The 21,716-nt window shown below is 68.7% G+C and carries 20 protein-coding genes and 3 pseudogenes; 7 read left to right on the forward strand and 16 right to left on the reverse strand.

The genetic code is table 11. The features are described 5' to 3' along the window. Positions 1-107: 107 nt before the first annotated feature. The 3 genes from ACGFY5_RS31445 to ACGFY5_RS31455 form a co-directional block, all read right to left on the reverse strand. Positions 108-2,081 carry a SpoIIE family protein phosphatase gene (locus ACGFY5_RS31445; protein WP_392725480.1) on the reverse strand — a complete coding sequence of 658 codons (1,974 nt, stop codon included), beginning with the start codon at positions 2,079-2,081 and terminating at the stop codon, positions 108-110. Between the two features lie 171 nt (positions 2,082-2,252). Then, positions 2,253-2,978, reverse strand: coding sequence for a GAF domain-containing protein (locus tag ACGFY5_RS31450; protein WP_392725481.1), 726 nt, complete (start codon positions 2,976-2,978; stop codon positions 2,253-2,255). Positions 2,979-3,015: 37 nt separating this feature from the next. Further along, a complete protein-coding gene (locus tag ACGFY5_RS31455; protein WP_392725483.1) occupies positions 3,016-3,720 on the reverse strand; it encodes a GAF and ANTAR domain-containing protein in 705 nt (234 codons plus the stop codon). A 415-nt stretch (positions 3,721-4,135) separates the two neighbouring features. Between ACGFY5_RS31455 and ACGFY5_RS31460 the strand changes: the two genes are divergently transcribed. Beyond that, positions 4,136-4,429: an STAS domain-containing protein gene (locus ACGFY5_RS31460; RefSeq protein ID WP_392725485.1), complete on the forward strand. Its 294-nt coding sequence runs from the start codon at positions 4,136-4,138 to the stop codon at positions 4,427-4,429. Positions 4,430-4,529: 100 nt separating this feature from the next. On the opposite strand, the gene ACGFY5_RS31465 is transcribed toward ACGFY5_RS31460, so the two are convergent. Then, positions 4,530-4,829 (reverse strand): hypothetical protein, encoded by a 300-nt coding sequence (locus ACGFY5_RS31465; RefSeq protein ID WP_392725488.1) that lies wholly within the window; start codon positions 4,827-4,829, stop codon positions 4,530-4,532. Positions 4,830-5,416: 587 nt separating this feature from the next. On the opposite strand from ACGFY5_RS31465, the gene tkt reads away from it, so the two are divergent. Continuing rightward, positions 5,417-7,528, forward strand: a complete 2,112-nt coding sequence (gene tkt, locus ACGFY5_RS31470) for a transketolase (protein WP_392726360.1) — start codon at positions 5,417-5,419, stop codon at positions 7,526-7,528. Positions 7,529-7,822: 294 nt separating this feature from the next. On the opposite strand, the gene ACGFY5_RS31475 is transcribed toward tkt, so the two are convergent. The 4 genes and pseudogenes from ACGFY5_RS31475 to ACGFY5_RS31490 form a co-directional block, all read right to left on the reverse strand. Continuing rightward, positions 7,823-8,398, reverse strand: a complete 576-nt coding sequence (locus ACGFY5_RS31475) for a hypothetical protein (RefSeq protein WP_392725490.1) — start codon at positions 8,396-8,398, stop codon at positions 7,823-7,825. 79 nt (positions 8,399-8,477) lie between these two features. Continuing rightward, positions 8,478-9,461: an acyl-CoA desaturase gene (locus tag ACGFY5_RS31480; RefSeq protein ID WP_392725492.1), complete on the reverse strand. Its 984-nt coding sequence runs from the start codon at positions 9,459-9,461 to the stop codon at positions 8,478-8,480. A gap of 141 nt (positions 9,462-9,602) precedes the next feature. After that, positions 9,603-10,261, reverse strand: a pseudogene (locus tag ACGFY5_RS31485) (alpha/beta fold hydrolase). Positions 10,262-10,328: 67 nt separating this feature from the next. Beyond that, positions 10,329-10,748: pseudogene (locus ACGFY5_RS31490) on the reverse strand (decarboxylase); the annotation flags it as partial. A 39-nt stretch (positions 10,749-10,787) separates the two neighbouring features. On the opposite strand from ACGFY5_RS31490, the pseudogene ACGFY5_RS31495 reads away from it, so the two are divergent. Beyond that, a pseudogene (locus ACGFY5_RS31495) lies at positions 10,788-11,465 on the forward strand (MFS transporter); the annotation flags it as partial. 28 nt (positions 11,466-11,493) lie between these two features. Here the strand turns inward: ACGFY5_RS31495 and ACGFY5_RS31500 are convergent. Beyond that, positions 11,494-12,564 carry an alkene reductase gene (locus ACGFY5_RS31500; RefSeq protein WP_392725495.1) on the reverse strand — a complete coding sequence of 357 codons (1,071 nt, stop codon included), beginning with the start codon at positions 12,562-12,564 and terminating at the stop codon, positions 11,494-11,496. A gap of 218 nt (positions 12,565-12,782) precedes the next feature. On the opposite strand from ACGFY5_RS31500, the gene ACGFY5_RS31505 reads away from it, so the two are divergent. Beyond that, the gene (locus tag ACGFY5_RS31505) at positions 12,783-13,355 is read left to right on the forward strand and encodes a CPBP family intramembrane glutamic endopeptidase (protein WP_392725497.1); all 573 of its coding nucleotides are present in this window, start codon (positions 12,783-12,785) and stop codon (positions 13,353-13,355) included. A gap of 83 nt (positions 13,356-13,438) precedes the next feature. On the opposite strand, the gene ACGFY5_RS31510 is transcribed toward ACGFY5_RS31505, so the two are convergent. From ACGFY5_RS31510 to ACGFY5_RS31520, 3 genes are all read right to left on the reverse strand, one after another. Next, the gene (locus ACGFY5_RS31510; RefSeq protein ID WP_392725499.1) at positions 13,439-14,185 is read right to left on the reverse strand and encodes an ANTAR domain-containing protein; all 747 of its coding nucleotides are present in this window, start codon (positions 14,183-14,185) and stop codon (positions 13,439-13,441) included. A 258-nt stretch (positions 14,186-14,443) separates the two neighbouring features. Next, positions 14,444-15,115 carry a GAF and ANTAR domain-containing protein gene (locus ACGFY5_RS31515; protein ID WP_392725502.1) on the reverse strand — a complete coding sequence of 224 codons (672 nt, stop codon included), beginning with the start codon at positions 15,113-15,115 and terminating at the stop codon, positions 14,444-14,446. A gap of 188 nt (positions 15,116-15,303) precedes the next feature. Then, positions 15,304-15,696: an ATP-binding protein gene (locus tag ACGFY5_RS31520; RefSeq protein WP_392725505.1), complete on the reverse strand. Its 393-nt coding sequence runs from the start codon at positions 15,694-15,696 to the stop codon at positions 15,304-15,306. Between the two features lie 154 nt (positions 15,697-15,850). On the opposite strand from ACGFY5_RS31520, the gene ACGFY5_RS31525 reads away from it, so the two are divergent. Further along, complete coding sequence (locus ACGFY5_RS31525) at positions 15,851-15,976, forward strand: hypothetical protein (RefSeq protein ID WP_392725508.1); 126 nt, start codon at positions 15,851-15,853, stop codon at positions 15,974-15,976. Positions 15,977-16,069: 93 nt separating this feature from the next. Here ACGFY5_RS31525 and ACGFY5_RS31530 read toward each other — a convergent pair whose 3' ends face one another. Beyond that, positions 16,070-16,489, reverse strand: a complete 420-nt coding sequence (locus ACGFY5_RS31530; protein ID WP_392725512.1) for a hypothetical protein — start codon at positions 16,487-16,489, stop codon at positions 16,070-16,072. A 194-nt stretch (positions 16,490-16,683) separates the two neighbouring features. Further along, positions 16,684-17,121 (reverse strand): hypothetical protein, encoded by a 438-nt coding sequence (locus ACGFY5_RS31535; protein WP_392725515.1) that lies wholly within the window; start codon positions 17,119-17,121, stop codon positions 16,684-16,686. A 126-nt stretch (positions 17,122-17,247) separates the two neighbouring features. Between ACGFY5_RS31535 and ACGFY5_RS31540 the strand changes: the two genes are divergently transcribed. Continuing rightward, positions 17,248-19,974 carry an AAA family ATPase gene (locus ACGFY5_RS31540; RefSeq protein WP_392725518.1) on the forward strand — a complete coding sequence of 909 codons (2,727 nt, stop codon included), beginning with the start codon at positions 17,248-17,250 and terminating at the stop codon, positions 19,972-19,974. Here the strand turns inward: ACGFY5_RS31540 and ACGFY5_RS31545 are convergent. Both ACGFY5_RS31545 and ACGFY5_RS31550 read right to left on the reverse strand, forming a co-directional pair. Further along, positions 19,937-20,560, reverse strand: coding sequence for an SRPBCC family protein (locus ACGFY5_RS31545; protein ID WP_392725521.1), 624 nt, complete (start codon positions 20,558-20,560; stop codon positions 19,937-19,939). The genes ACGFY5_RS31540 and ACGFY5_RS31545 overlap by 38 nt on opposite strands. After that, on the reverse strand, positions 20,560-20,721 hold the full coding sequence (locus ACGFY5_RS31550) for a hypothetical protein (protein ID WP_392725522.1): 162 nt from the start codon (positions 20,719-20,721) through the stop codon (positions 20,560-20,562). Before ACGFY5_RS31550 ends, ACGFY5_RS31545 begins: the two co-directional genes overlap by 1 nt. Before the next feature lie 201 nt (positions 20,722-20,922). On the opposite strand from ACGFY5_RS31550, the gene ACGFY5_RS31555 reads away from it, so the two are divergent. Beyond that, on the forward strand, positions 20,923-21,468 hold the full coding sequence (locus ACGFY5_RS31555; RefSeq protein WP_392725524.1) for a DUF3455 domain-containing protein: 546 nt from the start codon (positions 20,923-20,925) through the stop codon (positions 21,466-21,468). The last annotated feature ends 248 nt before the right edge of the window (positions 21,469-21,716 follow it).

Raw genomic sequence — 21,716 nt, forward strand, 5'->3', positions numbered from 1 at the left:
AACGAAGCCGAACGCAGGACGGGGAATCCGGGGCAACCGACTCACCGAGCCGGATCGAGCTCCGGCGTGGGGGTGGGAGCAGGCCGTGAGCTCGACCACCCACCAAATTACTCCTCGAACCCGGTGGTGTGCGGGACCGCGACCAGTGTGAGGATCTGGTCGGCAGGGCTGCCGGTCACGGCATGCAGTCGCAATGGCTGCCCGTGAGCCTGGCCCCGCGCCTGCGCGCGGGTCAGCACTCCGATTCCCGCGCTGGTCAGCAGCGACACGCCGGTGAGGTCGACGGTCAGCCGACGGGTGCCGGAGCGGGTGCGTCGCTGTAGCTCGGTGGTGAGGTTTGCGACGGTCACCGCGGTGACCGGACCGTCCAGCCTGATTCGTGGCCCGCCCTCGTCGGGCTGCTCCAGGATCAGCAGCAGTTCGGGAGCGGCTTCGCTCGCCGGACCGGCCGGGCTGACTTCCTCCGCGTTCAACATGCGGGTCGGTACTCGCAGCCGGTGACGAAGGGTCGCCTGCGTGCCCGTGGCATCGGTGGCCAACCGCAGGTCGTCGACCATCGCCTCGGCCAGTACCAAACCCAGGCCGCCGGTGCGTTCGCTCGGCACCGGCTGGGTCTCCCGCCACTGTCCTTCGTCACGCACGTCGACAGTCAAGACACCGTCCATGGCCAACTCGGCCGCGAGCCGTACCGGTCCAGGGTCCGATCGTCGGAGGTAAGCGTGTTTGACAGCGTTGGTGATCAGTTCGCAGACCGCCAACTGCAGGGCCCGCACGTTCTCTGCCCCGGCATCCAGTCCGGTCAGCCACCGAGCGAACGCGACGTGGCCCTCCCGGATCGCGACGTCGTCAGCGGGCGCCTGCCACCGGAACGGAGCGGCGGGACGGACCCGCTGCGCCGCCAGTAGCGTCAAATCGTCGCGGTGGCCGGTCACCCGCACCAGGATCTCCACCACCTGATCGGTGACCCGCTGCACCGTCGTCAGGCCGGAGTTCCGCACGATGTGGTCCGCCATCGCGTCCCCGGCCGTGCGTGCCAGCTCGACGGTGCCGGCGGCATGGTCCCGACCAGGACGTTCCAGAATGCCGTCGGTGTAGAGCAGGACGACATCGTCCTCGGTCAGCCGATCGGACCGAATCTCGAACGTCGCTCCGGTACCCAACGGTCCGGCACCCGACGGCGGCAGATACCGCGCCGTCCCATCGGGGCTGAGCACCAACGGCGGGGGATGCCCGGCCGTGCAGTACTGGATCTCCCCGGTGGCAGTGTCCAACACCGCGATGCAGACGGTGGCCGCGTGCGCCTGCGGACGGCGCCGGGCAACGCGGTCGATCGCCCTGAGCGCGGCGATCACGTCGTTGCCCTCGAGAAGCTGCTCTTCGAGGAGGACCCGGAGTTGTCCCATCGTGGCCGAGGCCGTCAATCCGTGCCCGACCACGTCACCGACGACCAGGCCGATTCGGCCGTCGGGCAACGGGACGGCGTCGAACCAGTCGCCCCCGGCGGCGAAATCGGTGTCGGCCAGCAGGTAGCTGGCCGCGATCCGAGCCCCTGGCAGGAGCGGCAAACCATCCGGCAGAAGCTCACGTTGAAGCAGAAGGAGGTGGTCCCGGGCGTGGGCGTAGCGCTGCTCAGCGGTGGCCGCACGCTCCTCTGCGGCGCGGCGGGCAGCAACCCGTTCGCTGACGTCGATCGCGTGCACCAGCACTCCGAGCGCGGAGCCGTCGACGTCGCGCCAGGGGAACACCGAGAAGTCCACGTACCGCTCGGTCATCGAGTCCGGAGCCGATTCGGGCCGCAACTGGACCCGCCAATCGCGCCGGTGGTACGGCTCGCCGCTCTCGAACGCCTCCTGGATCATCTCGATCACCTGTTGGCCGAGCATTTCGGGCCACAACTCGGCCACGGACAGGCCGACGAGCCACTGTCGACCCATCCAGGCGCGGTACGCGGCGTTGGCGGCCGCCACCCGGAAATCCGGCGCGCGCAAGGCGACGAGCAGCACTGGCAGCGCATCGAACACCGCACGAACCTCGTCGGCGTTTCCGATCGACGTGGAGGCGTCGTCATCGCCGTGCGACATCACTGATCATCCCTCTCGCCGCCCTGTCCGCACGGTGGTCTTCCCCACCGGGTGCGTTTCACGTTCGACCGAAGGGACTTTCGACTTCCATCCGGCCGCAACCGGCAGACCGTGCCGCGGCAGCGGTCGCACCGGGCCGGCAGGCGGCGATGGCTCGTATCGTCCGTCCCCTCAGCTGAGGCCGGGGACGCTGCTTCGGTTGGTGACGACGGCGTGGGCGACGTCGGTCAGTTTCTTGTTGTTGTTGCGGGCATAGGTGCGAATGCGGGTGAACGCCTCGTCGACGCTGATGTGGTGGATCTGGGCGACGGCGCCTTTGGCCTGTTCGATCACGATGCGGCTGTTCAACGCTCCCTGCAGCTGCTCCGACAGGACCTCGCCTCGACGGATGGCCCGCTCCTGCAGCAGCCCGATGGCCGCGACGTCGGCAAGGGCCTGCACGATCGGCACGTCGTGATCGTCGAAGTCGCCGCCTTTGGTGTCACCGAAGACGTTCATCGCCCCGATGACGCTCGACCGCAGCCGCAGGGGAAACGCATGGACGGACTGAAACCCGGTGGCGGTGGCCTCGGGGGCGAACCGGGGCCACCGGGTGGTGGCTGCACTCAAGTTCACATTGATGACCGGTTTCCCGGTGCGGTAGGCCTCCTGGCAGGGCCCTTCCCGCGTCTGCAACTGGAACAACTCGATGAGTCTGGCGTTCTCGTTCGATCCCGCCATGAATTCCAGACGACCGTCCTGGTCAGCGAGCACCAATCCTACGGCGGCGGCACCTACGAGATCGGCCGTCCGGTCGGTGATCATGTGCAGGAATTCGATCAGGTCGAACTCCTCGACCAGGGTGTCGGCGAACTCGACGAAGGTCGACGCCAGCCGCTCAGCGGAAACGGTCGTCATGCCTGCCTCCCGGCGTCCGGCGGTGGAACCAACACGGTCACAGACGATCCCGGTCGAAGCTCAACCGGCCAGCGAGCACGTCGCGGGCGATCTCACTCAGACCACGACTCTCCGCGTAGGCGTGGGCGCGCATGCGAGTCATGGCCTCACTGATTGTCCCCTCGATCTGCACCATGACCATCCCCTGCGCCTGGAACACTTCCGCTCGATGTTCGATCGCATCTCCGATGCCCTGCTCGGAGGCGTCGCCGGCTTCGTCCGTACTTTCCTGGGCAGCGAGCAGAGCCGCGACAGTGACGTCGGCGAACGTCGATGCATCGACGAACTGGTCATCCGACAGCGCACCCACGGTGTCGCGGAACACGTCGAGCACTCCTAGTCGAACAGCGCCGATCTGCAAGGGGAACGCGAACACCGCACGCACCCCGGCCGCACGCACGGCCTCGGCATACATCGGCCAGCGAGCCGCGTCGTCTCCGAGATCGGCGACCAGGACCGGGCGCCGGGTGTCGTAGGCGTCGATGCACGGTCCTTCACCGAGCACGAACTGCAGCTCCTCGACCTGCGCACTGCGCGGATCCGACGCGGCGCACACTCCGCGAACGGCATCGGCGGTGAACACGCTCACCCCGGTGCCCGACGCCGACAACGCGCCCACCGCCGCCCGGCACATCTGGGTGAGGAATCCCGCCGTACCCGGGACGGCATCAGGTTGAGCGTCGATGAGATCCCTGATAGCCATGTCTCGCTCAGCCACGAGGGCAGCCAAGGCAAGGCACGGTGTCATCTGCCGCACGGGACGGCGACGCTCCGGAGTGGCGCGAGCGGTGCTCTTCGAGAGACACGGGGCGCCTTCCGAATTCCTCGACGTCAACCGCCAAGGACCGGGGCAGCAAGACCGGTGACTCCGATCGATGGGCTGACTCTACTCGTCGGAGGCGAGTTCTGTTCGCGACGGTGCGGCCAGGGTCGCTGATCAGGCCGCGGCCCTTTAGGATCTTCGCCGTGGCTCACGTCGCGAGCCGCTGCCCCGGACCCGGCACGCTACTAGCCCCATCGAGGGCGGAGCATTGCCACCTCACGGCACGTATCGCGGCTCTGAAGCAGGCCTCACGGTAACCGCAACGGCCTCTCCGAGGCCTGCGGGACTTGTCCGGTTGCGCCTCGTCGGTGACGTCGATCGGGCCTCATCAAGATTGCAGTCCGAAGCGGTCGACTGGTTGACCGCTGTCGCGCCGGCCAGCGTGGTCATCGACCTCGCTGCGGTCACCTTCGCCGGCTCGGCGCTGCTGAACTTCCTCACTCGACTCTCCGGAGCCGTGCCCGTGAACACCAATCTGATCCTGTGGCGACCCCCACCAGAAATCGAAATGGTCCTCCGAGTCCCGGGCTTGACGCCCAAGTCTGTACTGCGCCATGGCCCCCTTGGGCCGTGGGCCATGGGCAGTTGACAGCACCCGCGAGGACCGACCCGGATCGACGGATACCGGCGACTCCCCGGGCCTCGGCGCCGGGCACGGCGGGCTCGCGCCGCCGGCCCGGCACCGGACATTACTTTGCGTCGTAGGGGTCGCGGCTACCGGACTTGGCCAGACCACGGCTGATCAGGTAGCCGACCGTCAGGATGACCACGTAAAGCCAAGCGCGGTCAGCGCGGAAATAGTCGCTGTGGCCATCATCGCTGCCTACGACCTGAGAAGCGATCAAAACGCCGACGACTGCCACCACGTAGGCAATCAACTCGCTGGTCTTGAAAGAAGCCTTCGTCTCAGTAGTCAAACGGCGGGGAGCCGTCCGGTCGGACACGGAAGTACCGGCCGCGTAGTCACCAGTGGGGTTGGCGGTGGTCATGACTTCTCCAAATTTTCAGACGGTGACGGGTATCGCCATCGCAACCCGGCGATACCCGGGCCTCCTCTGCTCAGTCTCATTTGGACAAGGAATTCTGCCGATTGCTCGCGATGAACCAAATGACTACCAGCTCATTGTTGTTTTACCGATCTACGGCCTCGCCGACAGCCGTCGCATGCGTGAAGGCCGGTTTCGAAGCGCAAACGACGGGTATCGCAGATAGGTAAGCAGTACATGAAGCGATCGGCGCAGATAGCTATCCGTCGCATGCCACGCGATCGTCATCCGCCTCGACGACATCGTGACAACGAACTCCAGGAGTCGGGCGCGACTCGCTGCCTTGTCGAAAATTCTGATCGCATCTCGCTCGCCTGACGCCCACGCTCCTGGCCCGAGACCGTCAGAAGGTCCGGCTAGGGGTCGAGACGTCCTTCGTCCTACTTCGAGGAGCACCGGCCCTGATGACCGCTAACGAGTCCGATCCTGTCGCTGGGACGCGAAGCACCCGCTCCGAGGCCCCCGCCGAGGCTGCCAGTGACGCGCCCACCGGCAACCCCTCCCAGCCTCATCGGAGCCTCCCCGAGGGGATGGGCGAGCTGGACCGCCGCGCGATCGACACCGTACGGGTGCTGGCCATGGACGCGGTGCAGAAGGTCGGCAACGGGCATCCTGGCACGGCGATGAGCCTGGCTCCCGTCGCGTACCTGTTGTTCCAGAAGTGGCTGCAGCACGATCCGCGCAACCCGCAGTGGACCGGGCGGGATCGCTTCGTCCTGTCGATGGGCCACTCGAGTCTCACGCTGTACATCCAGCTCTACCTCTCCGGGTACGGCTTGGAGCTCGACGACCTGCAGGCGCTGCGCACCTGGGGTTCGTTGACCCCTGGCCATCCCGAGGTCAATCACACCCCGGGCGTGGAGACGACGACCGGCCCGCTGGGCCAGGGCGTCGGCAACGCCGTGGGAATGGCGATGGCCGCCCGCCGCGAGCGCGGCCTGCTGGACCCCGACGCTCCCGAGGGCGAGAGCGTGTTCGACCACACCATCTGGGCCTTCGCCTCCGACGGAGACCTGGAAGAAGGGATCAGCAGCGAAGCGTCCTCTCTCGCCGGCACGCAGCAGCTCGGCAACCTGGTCCTGATGTATGACGACAACCGGATCTCGATCGAGGACGACACCCAGATCGCCTTCACCGAGGACGTCGGCGCCCGTTACGCCGCCTACGGCTGGCACGTCGAGCACGTGGAGGACGGCGAGGACCTGGCCGCGGTCGACCGGGCGCTGGCCGCCGCGAAGGCGGAGACCGGCCGCCCGTCGCTGATCGTGATGCGGACGATCATCGGCTGGCCCTCGCCGAACAAACAGAACACCGGCGCCGCGCACGGCTCCGCGCTCGGGAAGGAAGAGGTCAGCGCCACCAAGGAGGTCCTCGGCTTCGACCCGGACAAAACCTTCGAGGTCGCCCCGGAGGTGCTCGCGCACGCCCGTCAGGTCGCCGAGCGCGGCAAGCACGCGCATGCCCAATGGCAGCAGCGGTTCGACGCGTGGCGGACCGACAATCCCGACGGCGCCGCGCTGCACGAGCGTCTGTCCACCCGCACTCTTCCGGATGGCTGGGTCGACGAACTGCCCACCTGGGACGCCGACCCCAAGGGTGTGGCCACCCGCAAAGCCTCCGGCGAAGTCCTGTCCGCGCTCTACCCGGTCCTGCCCGAACTGTGGGGCGGCTCGGCCGACTTGGCCGAAAGCAACAACACCGCCGTCAAAGGCGAGGCCTCATTCCTGCCCACCGACCGGCAGACCAAGATGTGGAGCGGCGGCCCCTACGGGCGCACCCTGCACTTCGGCGTCCGCGAGCACGCCATGGCCGCCATCATGAACGGCATTGCCCTGCACGGCGGGACCCGGGTCTACGGCGGCACGTTCCTCACGTTCTCCGACTACATGCGCGGCGCGGTCCGGCTGGCTGCCCTCATGCAACTGCCGGTCACCTACGTGTGGACGCACGACTCCATCGGCCTCGGCGAGGACGGTCCCACCCACCAGCCCGTCGAGCACTACGCGGCACTGCGGGCCATCCCCGGCCTGGACTTCGTCCGTCCGGCCGACGCCAACGAAACCGCGGTCGCCTGGCGCACCATCCTGGAGCACAGCGACCGCCCGGCCGGGCTCGCGCTCTCCCGGCAGAACCTGCCGGTCTTCGACCGCACGCGGTTCGGCTCGTCCGACGGCGTGGCCAAGGGCGGATACGTGCTCGCGGAGGCCTCCGGCGGCACCCCGCAGGTCATCCTCCTGGGCACCGGCTCGGAGGTGCAGATCGCCGTCGCCGCCCGCGAGACGCTCGAAGCCGACGGCATTCCCACGCGAGTCGTCTCGCTGCCCTGCTGGGAGTGGTTCGCCGCCCAAGACCGCAGCTACCGCGAGCAGGTCCTGCCGCCCACGGTGCGCGCCCGGGTCAGCGTCGAAGCCGGCATTTCCCAGGGCTGGCGGGAGTTCGTCGGCGACGCCGGACGCATCGTCGGCCTCAACCACTACGGCGCCAGCGCCGCCTACACCGTGCTCTACGAACAGTTCGGTCTCACCGCCGATGCCGTCGTGGCCGCAGCACGCGAAAGCCTCACCGCCGCGCAGGCTCCGCCGGCCGCGCCAACCGGTCCCGACAGCGTCGGCGTCCTCCACTCGCCCACCGGCGACCGCTGAACTTTCGTCCTCATCGCATCGAGCCGGAAGGCATCCTCGCCGCCGCAACCAGCGGCTCGGACGCGTACGACGACCAGGTTCACCCCATGGCCGTCCGGAAGGTCAGCGTCGAGGAAGCGCTGCGGACCATCACCGCCGCGGACGTCCGCGGCGGTGATGGTCCGACGCCTGCGACCTGCTGGTCCCGGTCGCACGGCGCTCCGGCCGCGACGGCCGGGTATCACTGGAAGTCTCCCCCGGCGTCGCCCGCGACACGGTCGAAGACCTCGACCGCACCGATGAGGTGCGGTGGCCCTATCGGCGGGCGAGCCGGCGTGCGGTCTGGGCGGACCGCTTCGCCATACCGATCAACAGCTGGTCGGGCTTCTGCTGCTCACCCTGCTGCGCACCGAGAACGACGAGTGTCCCGGTCAGCACCGGAATCACCCACTGGACAACACGCAGCTGTCGTTGCGTCGCCGCGACGTCGTCCGGGGTCTGCTCACCGGGGAGGACGCCACCCTCTGCCGGCACCTTCCCCGCTGTCGCAACACGAGCGCCGAGCACACCGCTGTACGCGGTGGCGGCCACGGCCGCAGCCGTGATGGCGGTCTTGACAACCGTATTCGCCGTGACACCGGCCTGACCCGCCACTCGTCCACGATTCGCGACGACGAGCCCCAGGCCGCCGACGAGGTGCGTGCCGATCGAAACGGCCGCCACCGGCGACCACCTCGCCCATCCAGCGGCGGCGACCCGCACTCTGTCCTTTTCGTCCCCGACCTCGTTCGCGGCGCCGTTGACGCCGATCGCCCCCATCAGGGATCCACCGAACCAGCTCGCCAGACCGGTGTCGTGCATTGATCGGACCAGTGTGTTACGGGATTCCATGAGAATCCTTTCCAGGATCGGCCGGCCGATGACCGGCGTTGAAAACCCGACGCACCACGGAGGTGCGTTTGGGGGTTGATCAGGTTCGTGCCACGCTGCGCTTGTTCGCGAGCCGGACCGGGTCGGGCCACCGGACGTCCCACGCCCAGCCGAATCGCTCGAAAAACCAGATCAGCCGAGCCGACGGATCGATCTGCCCCCGCAGCACCCCATGCCGCGCACCGGTCGGGTCGGCGTGATGAGAGTTGTGCCAACTCTCCCCGAACGACACCACCGCCAGCGGCCAGAAATTCGTCGCCCGATCAGAAACCCTGCTCACGAACGGCCGGCTCCCCACCACGTGACACACCGAATTCACCGACCACGTCACATGATGCAACAACGCCATCCGCACCAGACCGCCCCAGAACAGACCGGTCAAGGCACCCGTCCACGACCACGTGACGAGGCCACCGATCACCGCAGGAGTGAGCAGAGAAACCGCGATCAGCAGACCGAACATCCGGTCCACCACCCGTAAGCCACGATCAGCGAGCAGATCCGGCGCGAACCGCTCCCGGTTGGTCGTCGCCCCCTGATCGAAGAACCATCCGCAGTGCGCGTAAACCATGCCTTTGACCAGCGCCGCAGGACCGGTCCCGTACCGCCACGGCGAGTGCGGATCACCCTCCCGATCGGTGAACGCGTGATGACGCCGGTGGTCGGCGACCCACTGAATGACCGACCCCTCCACCGCCAGCGAACCAGCGACCGCCAACGCCACCCGGACCGACCGACGCGCCTTGAACGAACCATGGGTGAAGTAGCGGTGGAAACCCACAGTCACTCCGAAACCTGTAACCACATACGCCACCAGCGCCACCGAGGCATCAAGCGCCGTCAGGCCCCACCCCCACGCGATCGGCACCGCGGCGACCAACGCAACAAACGGCAACGCCACGAACGTCCACAGCGTGATCAGCGAAAACAGAGACGTATCCCCGTCCACCACGATCGGCTTCGGCTGACGGGGGCGTTGATGGGGGCTCGGTGCGGGTCGGGTCCGGGTGGTGTCAGTGCTCATGCAATGGCTCCTCGGCGCACCGGCAGCTCAACTCGCGGAAACGAATGATGCCGGGCGGGCGTAGCAACGAAAGCTGGACAGGCCGCGGAGTCCGGACGGCCGACCGTCGTGGACGCATCCACACGACTGGGCAACCAAGGACTACCCCCGATCGGCCGACGAAACCCTCCCGGCCGCCTCCCAAAACGCGGTCATCGCCTCGGCGCTCGCGGTCGCGTCCTCCACCCTCCATCGATGGCCGAGCCCGTGGAGTACAGCGACTCGCGCCCCGGCACGCGCCGCGGAACGGCGCCGGAGCGCTTCGGACCCGACGAATCGATCTTCGGTACCGATGATGGCGAGCCCCGGACGAACGGCTGCCGCAGGAAGATCTCGTCCGAGTTCAGCCATGGCCGGCTGGGCGGCGGACCGGGGCCGCCCATCCACTCGCTGACCGCCCGCTCGCCTTCTCCTGCCGTCTGCCATCGGCGGGCCAAGTCGTGCCAGACGTAGTCCGGGTCGAACACGCCCAGTGAATCGCTGATCCAGGTCCGAAGCAGGTCGGGGCGCGCCATCGCGACGGTCATCGTGATGCTGCCACCCACGTCGTGTCCGACCAGATCGACCGGACCGCTCTGCTCCTCGAGTGCCGCGACGAGCCAGTCCCGATAACCGAGAACGGAGCACTCGAAGCCGTCCGGAATCGACGCGCCGAAGCCAGGCGGCGACAGACAGGTCACGTCATCCCGGCTCAGCTGTTCCCGAACCGGCTCCCAGATCGCGGCAGTCTCCGGATTCCCGTTGACGAAGACGACTGTCACAGATGCCCTTCCCGGGGATGTGCTGCCGACCGACGTGATCGGCAGGCCGTACTCGTCCGACGCCGAGTCAGACCGTCAACACGGTCACTCCGGCTGCGGTCAGAGCGGCGACCTCGTCGGTCGGCGCGCTCACGTCGGTGACGACCGCGTGCAACGCGGACGCCGGTGCGACCACGGCGAGTGCGGTTCGGCGGAGCTTGGAGCCGTCGGCGACCACGATCACCCGACGCGCCGCTGCGTAGGCCGCCCGCTTGACCGCGGCGTCAGCCAGGTCATAGGCGGTCAGGCCGTCCGCAGATGTCAGCCCGCAACACCCGAGCACCGCGGTGTCGAACCGCAGCGAACCGATCGCGGTCTCGGTCAGCGGACCGGTGAGCGCGAGCTCACCGGGGCGGGGCTCGCCGCCGGGCAGCAACATCCGCACTCCGGCCGCGCCCACCAGAGCGTTCACCGCTTGCAGCGAGAGCGGCATCACGGTCAGCCGCCGGAGGCAGTCTGCGCTGCTCAACGGATTTGTCCTCGGTACGTGGAACGGGCCTACGGCCGGCCGATCATGTCGGCGTTCCATGCGCTGTTCTCCGTCGGCGGTGTGCTCGCTGCGCTGATCGGTGCGCAGACCCTGCACTGGGGATGGTCACCTGCGACGACACTGCTCGCGGTCGCTGCTGCCGGCTTCGTCCTCACGTTCCTGGCCGCGCCGACGCTGCTCGCGCCGGAAGCCGCGCTACCGGCGATCCCGACGACCCGGCTCACCGCGGTCCCGTACGGGCGCCGAGCCTGATCTGGGTGCTGGCAGCCCTCGCATTCGCGTTGATGCTCTGCGAGGGCGTCGCCAACGACTGGAGCGCCCTGCACCGGCTGGCTACCACTTGCGCTGCTCGGCTGGACGGGCTTCGGCCTCGGGCTGTCCGGCTGCATCCCGCAGCTGTTCAGCGCCGCGGGGCACGCCGACCGGGACGCGGCGGGCCGCAACGTGTCCCGGGTCGCCGGGCTCGGCTACCTCGGCATGCTCGCGGGGCCGGCCGTGATCGGCCCGATCACGGCCCTGGTGCCGCTGAACATCGCCCTTTTCCTGCCGGTGGCGCTGTGCGTGGTCGCGGCGATCAGCGCTCCCGTCCTGAGTCGGGCCACCCGCGACGAGCACGCAACCGGCGAAGCTCGGGCCGCATCCAATGCCGACCGCGGCGCGTCCCCGACTGCCTAGCCAGCTCCACGGGGCGACGCTCCCTCAATCACGTGTGCTGATACGAGGGGTAGGTCAGGTAGCCGGCGTCACCGCCCCCGTACCAGGTGCTCTCTTCGTGCGCGGCGATCGGCAGGCCCAGCCGGAGCCGCTCGACCAGGTCGGGATTGGCGATGAACGCCCGGCCGAAACTGATCAGGTCCGCACCCAGCTCCAGCCAGCGGTCCGCGGCCTCCCGGTCGGTCTGCCGCGGTCCCATCGGGAACGCCGGGTTGACGATCAGCGTGCCCGGCCACGCCTTGCGCAGCCCGAGCAGAACATCGTCGTGGGTCGTGGCTTCCACGTGGACGTAGGCCAGGTCGAGCGGGACGAGTTCGGTGAGCAGAGCCTCGTACAGCTCCGGGGTGTCGTTCTCCTCCACGCCCCAGATGCCGCCGCCCGGGGAGAAGCGGATGCCGGTGCGCGCGCCCCCGACGGCGTCGACCGTGGCCGCCGTCGCCTCGACGGCGAACCGGATCCGGTTGGCGATCGAACCGCCATAGACGTCGGTCCGGAGGTTCGCGTTGCTCGAGAGGAACTGCGAGATCAGGTACCCGTTCGCGCCGTGCAGTTCGACCCCGTCGAACCCGGCCTCGATCGCGCGTCGGGCGGCGTCGGCGTAGGACGACGCGTGTTCGGGCACCTCGGCGGTGCTCAGTGCACGGGGCAGCGGCGCCGGCTGTGGACCGGTCGGAGTGAAGACGTCACCGGTGGCCGGCACCGCGGACGGGCCGACCGGCTGATGCCCGGTGGTCGTCGGGTGCGAGACACGACCACCGTGCATGAGCTGCGCGAACAACCGTCCACCGTTGGCGTGGACCGCGTCGGTGACCTGCCGCCACGACTCGGCTTGCGCGTCGGTGTGCAACCCGGGCGTGCCCGGGTTGGACTGCCCGATCAGGCTGGGCTGCACGCCCTCGGTGACGATCAGCCCGGCGCTGGCGCGCTGGGCGTAGTACGTGGCCATCGAGGGTGTCGCCAGGCCCGCCTCCGCTGCGCGAACGCGGGTCATCGGTGCCATGACGATCCGGTTCGGCAGGCTCAGGGCATCGCTGAATCCGCAGGAGCCTTTGTTTGGCATAGGACGAAACAGGTCACGTTCTTGACATAGGCCAATCCCGACCCTCCATGGAGGACTCCCCCATGTCCTTGAGCGCGGATCAGAAGCCCATGACCAGTTCCGATGTCACTCGGCAGACAAGGCCGGGCTGGCCCGAGTTTTTCGTCGGCTTAGTCGTTCTGGCCGTTCTCGCGTACGGATTCCCCGTTCTGCTCCGGTGGATCGGAGCCAGCGATGCCATGGGGCCGGTTGCGTTCGGCGTGATCCTGGCCGCGGTCTCCGGCGTGGCGGGGTTGATCGCGTTCGCGGTGGCCGCTCGGATCCGCGTTCGCGACTGGAGCGTCTTCGGAGTACGGCGGACCTCCTGGCGATGGGTGCTCGTGGGCATTGCCGGTGGACTCGTCGCGATGGTGGCGTCCCGGGCGATCACCTATGCCGTCCTGGTGCTCTTCGGCCCGGTCGAGAACATCCAGCAGAGCTACGCGGACGCCGCCGGTGGCGGAGTCCTCGCGGCCGTCCTGTCGGTGCTGTTCCTGGCGGTGCTCACCCCTGTCGGCGAGGAATTCCTGTTCCGTGGAATCGTCGCCACGACCCTGCTGCGTTACGGCGCGGTGATCGGCGTCGTCGGAAGCGCAACGATCTTCGCCCTCATGCACGGTCTCAACATCGTCTTCATCACAGCGTTCGTCGTCGGACTCATCGCCGCCGAGCTGCGTCGACGTAGCGGATCGATCTGGCCCGGCGTCGTGGTGCACGTCGTCAACAACCTGGTCGCACAGGCTCTGCTCGTCGTCCTGGCGGCGGCCTCATGAGCGGCGTGCTGCACGCGACGCAGACCGACTCTGGCAGCTAAACGCGGCCTTCAGCGGGTTGGGTCGGCAGTGCGGCTCCGCGGCTAGGGCCGGCTGGCCGGGGAAGTCTGGACGCGCGCGACCAATTCCGCGGCGACCTCGCGCAGCTTCCGGTTGGTGTGCTGCGAGACCCGGGTCAGCTGCCCGAACGCTTCCTCCGCCGAGCAGCCGCGCTGCGCCATCAGGATGCCCTTGGCCTGCTCGATGACCGCCCGGGACGTCATCGCCTGACGCATGCCCTCGGCCAGGTCCGCCGTCGTGGCGTACAGGTGGGCGTTGGCGACGGCGACCGCCGCGTAGCTGGCGAACAGCACGCCGGCCTTCACCGACTCCGCCGAGAAGGCGTCGGGGACCGCGCCGTAGACGTTCAAAGCCCCGACGACATGCTCCTGCACCGGCAGTGGTACCGAGAGGCTGCTGCGGGCGCCCCGCTCCAGCGCCGTCGGACAGTACCGTGGCCAGCGGCTCTCCGTGGCCATGTCCGCGATCACCATCGTCTCGCCGCCGCGAGCGGCATCCAGGCAGGGTCCGAAGCCCGCTGCGTACTGTCGCTCGTCCAGCTCCCGAGCGAGCGGCCCGGTGAACGCTGCCGTGGTCGGACGGTCCCGCACGACCAGCGTCACCGAGACCTCCGACGCGCCCACGATCGCCCCTCGCGCCAGGACCGCGACCTGCTCGAGCACGTCTTCGAGGGTTCGGTCGGCCAGCACGATCCGGCCAAGTTCCACCAGCGCCAGCGCAGCCTCGGGTGGCACGACCGCAGCATCGGCCGCACGCAGAGAGGGTTCCATGTTCCTCGGTGTCCGCTTTCCATGCGAACGCCGCCACGGGAACGCGACCCGAGCGGCGCCTGACTTCCTTCGCCGCTGCAGCGGCGAAGGCCGACGCACCCCGCCCCGGGATCCGTCGCGACGCCGCTTCCTGACGTCACCGGCACCCCCGACCCGGGAGCACCCGCAGAGACACGGTACCTGCCGCCGGCGTCCGGCACGCGCGAAGGTCTCGCTCGGCACCCCGACGAGGAAGCGGTCGAGCCCTTCACGTCATGGTCAGGCCAGGCGTTGCAGTGTGCTGATCGCGATGTCGGGCAGGGACACGCCGGTCTCAGCGGCGCGCACGCGCAACGAGAGGTACGCGTCCCGTGTCGAGCAGCGCTGACGGCCGGAGACCATGCCGATGGCCCGCTGGATCTGGTCCCGAACGGCCAGTGCCTTGACGACACCGGCGGCCAGGTCGGCGGTGCCGGAGGTGTGCTTCCGGGGCGTCGATGCGGCGGAGGGGGTCGGCTCGACCTGGAATGCCGCGCGGACGTGTTGCCCCAACGACGTCATCGCGCGCTGATCGTGCCCGTAGAGATTCATCGACGCGACCGCCTCGCCGCTACCGGCGAACAGCGGAATGGACAACGACGAGTGCAAGCCGATCTGCTGGGCCACTCGCCGGAATTCCGGCCATCGCATCGTCAGTGCGACGTCGTGTACCGCCACGGGCTGTCCCGTTTCCAGCGCCGTCAAGCACGGCCCGGCGCCGTCGTCGTACTGCGCGTCGTCCACGGCCGCGGCCAACGGATTGCTCGCCGCGACCGTGGTGTACGAGCCGTCCCGCAACGCCGTGGTCGAGGCATAGCTCACCGGCGGCAACGTCTCCGCGGCCAATCGGGCGATCTCGGTCAGCCGCACATCCACCTCCGACGCATCGTCGGGCGTGCCCGCGAGTGCCACCAGACACTCTGTGAGCGGACCTGCTGCCGACGCGTCGCCTTGATGCGGGACCCGTGGGACCGGAGTCATTGCCCGACCCGGACTTCACCACCGGACATCCGGGTCGATACCCGCCATCGTTCGTCGGTCACGGGGGACCGCATACCCGGAGCGTTCGCGGGCTGAACATCGGTCCCAGACCCGGAACGCTAGATCGCCAGGACGGCCCACACTGTTTTCCCGTCCTCGCTTTCCTCGCATCCCCAGTTGTCGGCGATACCCGCGACCAGACGAAGACCTCGACCGCGGGCGGCAACCGGATTTAAGGCCGCGATCCGGGCGGGGGCGCGGTCGCGATCCCGGACCTGGATACGCAGCGTCGCACCGCCGCACTGCACGGTCAGGCGGAAGGGGGTACGAGCGTGGTCGATCACGTTCGCGACGAGTTCTTCGACGACCAGCAAGGCGTCCTGGATCACCTGTGCTGCGACCTCTGCGTCAGCCAACAGGGTCCCCAACCGGTGGCGAATGCGGACGGAGGCTGCCACCACCGGTTCGTAAACTTCTTCCAGCCGGAAAGACCTGTCCGAATCAGGGCTCACGCCGTCCCCGCCCTCCGGACGAAGCGAGGGAACATCACGCGAATCAACGTGACGTACTTTCCTCGGCATTTTCGGCGCCCTCCGACTCGAGACGGGCACGACGCGGCCACCATCCACCGTCGAGCATGCCTTTTCCGGACAGAGTCGGTTCACGATGAAGTCGCACGGTGACGTCCATGACATCGGCCCGTCCCCGGTCGGTGACCGGTGGTTGTCGTTCGTCCAAGACGACGCCGACGCGACTGCCAACGCTCGAGAGATCTCGGTGATCGGTGGGTAGCCCCGTACGGTCGAGACAAACACTGATCGCGGTCCGACCGTGAACGTCCGCTCGGCCGGTCCGATCGAGCCGGACGGCGCGCCGCGTCGACCACTACTGCTCGCGGTCGCTACGAGCTGCCTCCCGGTCGACCTCAGCCTGCTCGCGATCCGCCCGTCGCCCCTGCTCGGTCAGTGCGGACTCGGCGCGATCCAGCCGCAGGGCCGACCGCGTCAATGCCTCCCGCGCGTCTTTGATCAACTCGCGACTGCGATCGGCCGAACCGGATACAAAGCCGCGAATGATCCGGGCCTGCTCATCGAGCCGGTGCTGCCGTTGAGCGAGAAGGTTCTCCCGCGCGTCGGCCTCCGATTCCCGTGTGTCGGCAAGGCGTTCACGCCGGTCGGCGAACAAGTCTCGCTCGTCCGCGAGGCGGTCACGTTCATCCGCGACACGGTCGCGCTCATCAGCGGCGGTCGCCGCATCGGCTGTCGAGCCGTCCCGGCCGACCTGCGCCTCGTCGCGCCCACCCACAGGCTTCTCCTTCGCGGATTCCGAGAGTCGGAGCCTCCGTCTGCTGCTGTGCCCAGTAGGTCACTGAATAGGCACTCTATCGAGTCGGTCGCCGCGCAGGCGGTCGCTCCGGCCAGTCCTGCCGCTTCCGCTGGGCCGCCCGTTCACGGCGCCCCGCTGGCACTGCGCCGGCCGCTGTCTCATCGGCTGCTGTCTCATCGGCTGCCGAGCCCGGCCGTTGAGGCGGCAGCCGCCGCCGGCGCGGCGTCCGAACGCCAGCTGAGCCAGCCTCGGCAGAGCACGTAGGCCAGCGCGGTCGTCGCCACGACGAATCCGTCGATGGCGGCCGTCGCCGGGGCGTCGGGTTTGTCGAGGTAGGCCAGGGCGAACAGCGTGATGCCGATCTTGTGGACGAAGATGAGCTCCCAGATCCCCGGCGCCCGGCGCGGCGCGATCGTGACCATCAGCCACAGCCCCGCGAAGACCAAATAGGCCAGCGTCCGCCAAGCCTCGGTCAACATCCGTTCGTCGGAGACATCGAATGTGATCATGATGCCCTGGACGAAGGCGCCCAGGGTGGCGAGCGTATCCACGCCCAACAGCACCCGCCCGATCCGGTCCGCCCACGGTTTTGGGGTCAGTGCACGTGTCATGACAATCCTCCCGGTCGCTTTCCGAGGACCGTCCCGCGGCTGGCGCATCGCTCGCGTCGGTGGTGACCGCCTAGAACGAACGCATGCACCGCAGGAGGTTGGGTACAACGCGTTACCGTTCACATCGTGTGGACGGACGCGGCTGCCGATCTCCTCGTGGGAAGACACGAGGAGGCCCGACGTCTCGACGAGCTGATCGCCGCGGCCCGGTCCAGGACGGGTGGCGTCCTGGTGTTGCGGGGTGAGGCCGGCATCGGCAAGAGCGCGCTGCTCGACTACGCCGGCCGGGCCGCCAAGGGCTTCCGGACCGTCGACGCGTCCGGGGCCGAGTTCGAGAACGTGCTGCCCTACGCGGCGCTGCACCAGCTGTGCGCTCCGTTCCTCGAGCACCTGCCGGACCTACCGGCCCAGCACCGCGACGCCTTGAGCGTCGTGTTCCAGTCCGCACCCGGCGCCTCCGACCTGTTCCGTACCGGCCTGGCGACGCTCAACCTCCTGGCCGCCGCGGCCCACGATCAGCCGCTGCTGTGCCTTGTGGACGACTCCCAATGGCTCGACGCCGCCTCGGCGAACGTGATCACGTTCGTCGCCCGACGCATCACTTCCGAGCCCGTCGCGATGGTGTTCGCGGTCCGGACTCCGGCTCCGGAGGATGCACTGAGCCGGCTCCCAGGTCTCACCGTCAGCGGGCTGACCGACATCGAGGCGCGGATGCTGCTCGCCACGAACGGCGCCGCGCACCTTGATCAGGAGGTGCGCGACCGGATCGTGGCCGAGGCCCAGGGGAATCCGCTGGCGCTCCTCGAACTTCCGAGGGCGGGCGGTTTCGCCCCGCCTGATTCGACGTCCCTGACGAACCGGATCGAGAGCGGCTTCCGTGAGAGGCTGACCGACCTACCCGACGCAGCGCGGATGCTGCTGACGGTGGCGAGCGCGGACCCGACCGGGGACCCAGGGCTACTGTGGCCCGCCGCGCGCCGGCTGGGACTCGAGGACCCGGGACTCTGCGCGATGGTGACCGACACCGGTCTGGTCGAGTTCGACACCCGGATTCGCTTCTGCCATCCCCTGGCCCGGTCGGGGGTGTACCGCGCCGCGTCCGGCGAGCAGCGACGCCGGTCTCATGAAGCGCTGGCCGAGGTCACCGACCCGAGCACTGACCCGGACCGGCGAGCCTGGCACCGTGCCCAGGCGTGCACCGGTCCGGACGACGACGTCGCGACCGCGCTGCAGCAGTCCGCGTCCCGCGCCAAATCCCGAGGCGGATTCGCCGCCGCCGCGGCGTTCCTCGAGCGCGCGGCGGCCCTCACCATTGACGCCGACACACGCGTCGAGCGGACGCTCTCGGCTGTGCGGGCCGGTATCGACGCGGGAGCGGTCGACAACGCGGCGGAACTCCTCCGGACCGTCGGGACCGACACGCTCGACGCGCGTCGGCACGCCGAGGTGGACCTGTTACGCGGCCGGATCGCCCTTGCTCGGCACGTCGCGGACGACGGTCCGATGTTCATGCTGCGTGCCGCCGACCGGCTGCGGGGCGTGGACCCGCGCCGAGCACGGGAATGCCTGATCGATGCACTGGAGATGAGTCTGTCCGTCGGCCGACCCACCGGCGTCAGGGACATGGTGCTCACCGCGGCACGGTCCGCGGCGTCGATCGCACGCCCGCCCGACCTCCTGGACGCACTCGCCCTGCTGGCCGCGGGCAACCATCGAGAGGCCGCACCGCTCATCCGCAGGGAGTTGGACGACAGTCAGCGGCCGTTGTGGAAGCGACGCCCGGCGCTCGCTGCCCAGCTCGCGGCCGAGCTGTGGGACGCCAGGACCCATCTGACGATCGCCGAAGCGCTCGTCGAGACCGGGCGCGCGTCGGGATCCCCTCTCGTGCTCCGGTTGGGCCTCGGCCAGATCGTGTCCAACGCCGCGCTCAGTGGCGACCTCGCGCGTGCCCTCGCGGCAACGGCCGAAGGTGAGGCCATCGCCGACGCGATCGGGATGGCCCCGGCGTACTACGACCGCGTGTACGTGGCAGCGGTCCGCGGGAACCGGGACGCGTTCGAGCTGTTCGACGCGGTCACGGCCGCAGCGGCCGAGCCCGGATCCGGACACCTGGTTGCCAACGTGCAGTGGGCCGCGGCTGTGCTCAACAACGGCCTCGCCGATTACCCGGCCGCTCTCGGCGCCGCTCGCCGGGCCGCCGCATCGGGTGACCTCTTCCTGGCCGGAGCCGCGCTACCCGAACTGGTCGAAGCCGCCGTCCGTTGTAGTGAGCACGACACCGCGGCGACCGCGCTGGAAGCACTGACTGAACGTGCGCAGGCCAGCGGCACCGAGGCCGCCTTGGGTATCACCGCCTACGCACGCGCTCTTCTGACCGACGCGGAGGAGGACTACCTCGAGGGGATCGAACATCTGGAGAAATCTCCGCTACTGCTCTACCGAGCGCGATCCCAGCTTCTCTACGGCGAATGGTTGCGTCGTCGCGGACGTCGACGCGACAGCCGCCGACACCTCCGCATCGCCGACGAACTTCTGTCCGACGCCGGAATGAACGCTTTCGCCCGACGTGCTGCGGACGAGCTGCGCGCTACCGGAGAGGTAGCGCGCAGCCGGTCGACACCAACCTACGAACAGCTGACCACGCGCGAGCTCTACGTCGCACGCCTGGTCGCCACCGGCGCCACCTCGGCCGAGGTCGCGGCTCGTCTCTATGTGAGCCCACGCACCGTCGACGCCCACCTGCGCAACATCTTCCGCAAGCTCGCCATCACCTCACGCCGGCAACTCAAGAACCTCCCCGACCTCGGAACTGATCTCAGCGTCGGTGGCAGTCCCGCTCCGCCGCCGTCTTGAGGTCCTTCAGCCACGCCTCGAGGCCCGCGCCGAGCACCGCGGTCGAGAACGCGACGTCCTTTTCGACTTGTGCGCCCCGCCAGGTCTCCTCGGTGCGGACGTGGACACGGCCACCGACCTCGCGGAACTCCCAGACGTGCACGCCCTCGTCGATGCGTAAGCCTCGACCGACCGCAGGACCGCTCCAGCGCAGGCACTTCTGGCGCTGCAGCTGTTGGACGGTGGAGGTGACCACCAGCGTCGTTGCCGGGTTGAGAGCGGTTTCCGGTACGGGGGTCGTCCACCTGAACGACGATCCAGTACGAAGCCGGCCCCGATCCAGGCGCTTGCTCGTAGTGACGGCCGGCTGCCACGTGGGCCACTGAGCGACGTCGGTCTGCAGCTTCCACACGGTGCGCAGCGGCGCGTCGATCACCGTCTCCGCGCGGTAGCGGATCTTCGCGGTCGGGTCGGTACCTCGTCCCGCGCATTGCGGAGCACCGCGGTCGGAGCCGGTCGCCGGGGCAGCCGTCGCCGGCGCGCCGACGACCGTCAGCAGGCCAACGGTGGCCGCCAGCAGGGCCAATGTAGCTCGAGCAGTCGGCATCAATTCTCCTCCGCGACGTTCTCGAGGCGCAGCAACGTTCGGGCGAGGCCCTCGTCGAGAGCGGCCTGGAGTTGCGCGGGAGCAGCATCCACGGGTGGTCCCGTGAAGGACTCCTCGGCGGACACGCCCGGCCGCCAGGTCATTATCAGTGTTTCGTTCATGCATCCGTCCCTAGGCGTCGCGTCGGCCAACCCTGGCCGACGCACCAGACAGTGCTGGCTGACGGGGCGGCTTCGCGTCGGTGAAAGGCACCTAGAGAACAGTCCAGCCACCGTCGCACCGGCGGAATACCCCGACGGTATCCAGTTGGAGTTGTTCGAGTTGCCCTCAGAGGAGCGTCGCTGTTGCTCGCCGGATGAGATGTGAACCATCACGAGTTACGGGACGTACCAGGAAATATGCGTAGTCTTACTCGGAAGATCGGTATCGCCGTCGCCGCGGCGATCGTCACGGCCGGCGTGTCCGCAGGTGCGGCGCAGGCCGCCGCCGCTGAAACTCCCTCCCTACAGCCACCAGCCAATCTCAAGATCCTCGGCCAGTTCGTGGTCGGCAGCGGCACCCAGACCTACACCTGCACGGGTGGCAAGTTCACCGGCTCGTCGGTTCCGGAGGCGGAACTCTTCGACGGCGCCAACCGCAAGATTCACCATTTCGCCGGCCCCACCTGGCAGTCCCGGTCGGACGGATCGCTGATCACCGCCGCGCCGGTGGCCAGTTCTCCGGTGCCGGGCGCCATCCCGGAGCTGCTCCTCGAGGTCAAGACGCATTCCGGTCAGGGCATCCTCAGCAATGTCACCCACATCCAGCGGATGAACACCTTCGGTGGCGTGGCGCCGACCACCGCCTGCACCGACGGTCAGAAGGCCAGCGTCCCCTACAACGCCAACTACATCTTCTGGGGAAACTGACCTGACCTCCGGCCCGACGCAGTACGCGAGATCGACGCCGTTCCGCCACCGGCGGTCGCACTCGCCGAGGCGATCAGAGCCGTACTAGACAGGCCGTAATAGACGGGCCAGGGGACGGCCGAACTGGTGGCCGTCCCCGCGCGTCGTCGGGCGCTTCACGGTGCGGCGGCGATGATGTCGGCCGGACTGGTGGTCAGGCCCGGCTGCTCGGGCAGCTGACGGAAAACGCCACCGACGGCGGGCCGTTT

Origin of the sequence: Cryptosporangium sp. NPDC048952, assembly GCF_043197895.1 — a bacterium.
Classification (GTDB): domain Bacteria; phylum Actinomycetota; class Actinomycetes; order Mycobacteriales; family Cryptosporangiaceae; genus Cryptosporangium.

Excerpts from the sequence above, each read along its gene's own strand:
- ACGFY5_RS31445 (WP_392725480.1), bottom strand. The coding sequence starts at position 2,081 with ATGTCGCACGGCGATGACGACGCCTCCACGTCGATCGGAAACGCCGAC.
- ACGFY5_RS31450 (WP_392725481.1), bottom strand. The coding sequence starts at position 2,978 with ATGACGACCGTTTCCGCTGAGCGGCTGGCGTCGACCTTCGTCGAGTTC.
- ACGFY5_RS31455 (WP_392725483.1), bottom strand. The coding sequence starts at position 3,720 with ATGGCTATCAGGGATCTCATCGACGCTCAACCTGATGCCGTCCCGGGT.
- ACGFY5_RS31465 (WP_392725488.1), bottom strand. The coding sequence starts at position 4,829 with ATGACCACCGCCAACCCCACTGGTGACTACGCGGCCGGTACTTCCGTG.
- tkt (WP_392726360.1), top strand. The coding sequence starts at position 5,417 with ATGGGCGAGCTGGACCGCCGCGCGATCGACACCGTACGGGTGCTGGCC.
- ACGFY5_RS31475 (WP_392725490.1), bottom strand. The coding sequence starts at position 8,398 with ATGGAATCCCGTAACACACTGGTCCGATCAATGCACGACACCGGTCTG.
- ACGFY5_RS31480 (WP_392725492.1), bottom strand. The coding sequence starts at position 9,461 with ATGAGCACTGACACCACCCGGACCCGACCCGCACCGAGCCCCCATCAA.
- ACGFY5_RS31500 (WP_392725495.1), bottom strand. The coding sequence starts at position 12,564 with ATGCCAAACAAAGGCTCCTGCGGATTCAGCGATGCCCTGAGCCTGCCG.
- ACGFY5_RS31505 (WP_392725497.1), top strand. The coding sequence starts at position 12,783 with ATGGGGCCGGTTGCGTTCGGCGTGATCCTGGCCGCGGTCTCCGGCGTG.
- ACGFY5_RS31510 (WP_392725499.1), bottom strand. The coding sequence starts at position 14,185 with ATGGAACCCTCTCTGCGTGCGGCCGATGCTGCGGTCGTGCCACCCGAG.
- ACGFY5_RS31525 (WP_392725508.1), top strand. The coding sequence starts at position 15,851 with ATGAAGTCGCACGGTGACGTCCATGACATCGGCCCGTCCCCGGTCGGT.
- ACGFY5_RS31535 (WP_392725515.1), bottom strand. The coding sequence starts at position 17,121 with ATGACACGTGCACTGACCCCAAAACCGTGGGCGGACCGGATCGGGCGG.
- ACGFY5_RS31545 (WP_392725521.1), bottom strand. The coding sequence starts at position 20,560 with ATGCCGACTGCTCGAGCTACATTGGCCCTGCTGGCGGCCACCGTTGGC.
- ACGFY5_RS31550 (WP_392725522.1), bottom strand. The coding sequence starts at position 20,721 with ATGAACGAAACACTGATAATGACCTGGCGGCCGGGCGTGTCCGCCGAG.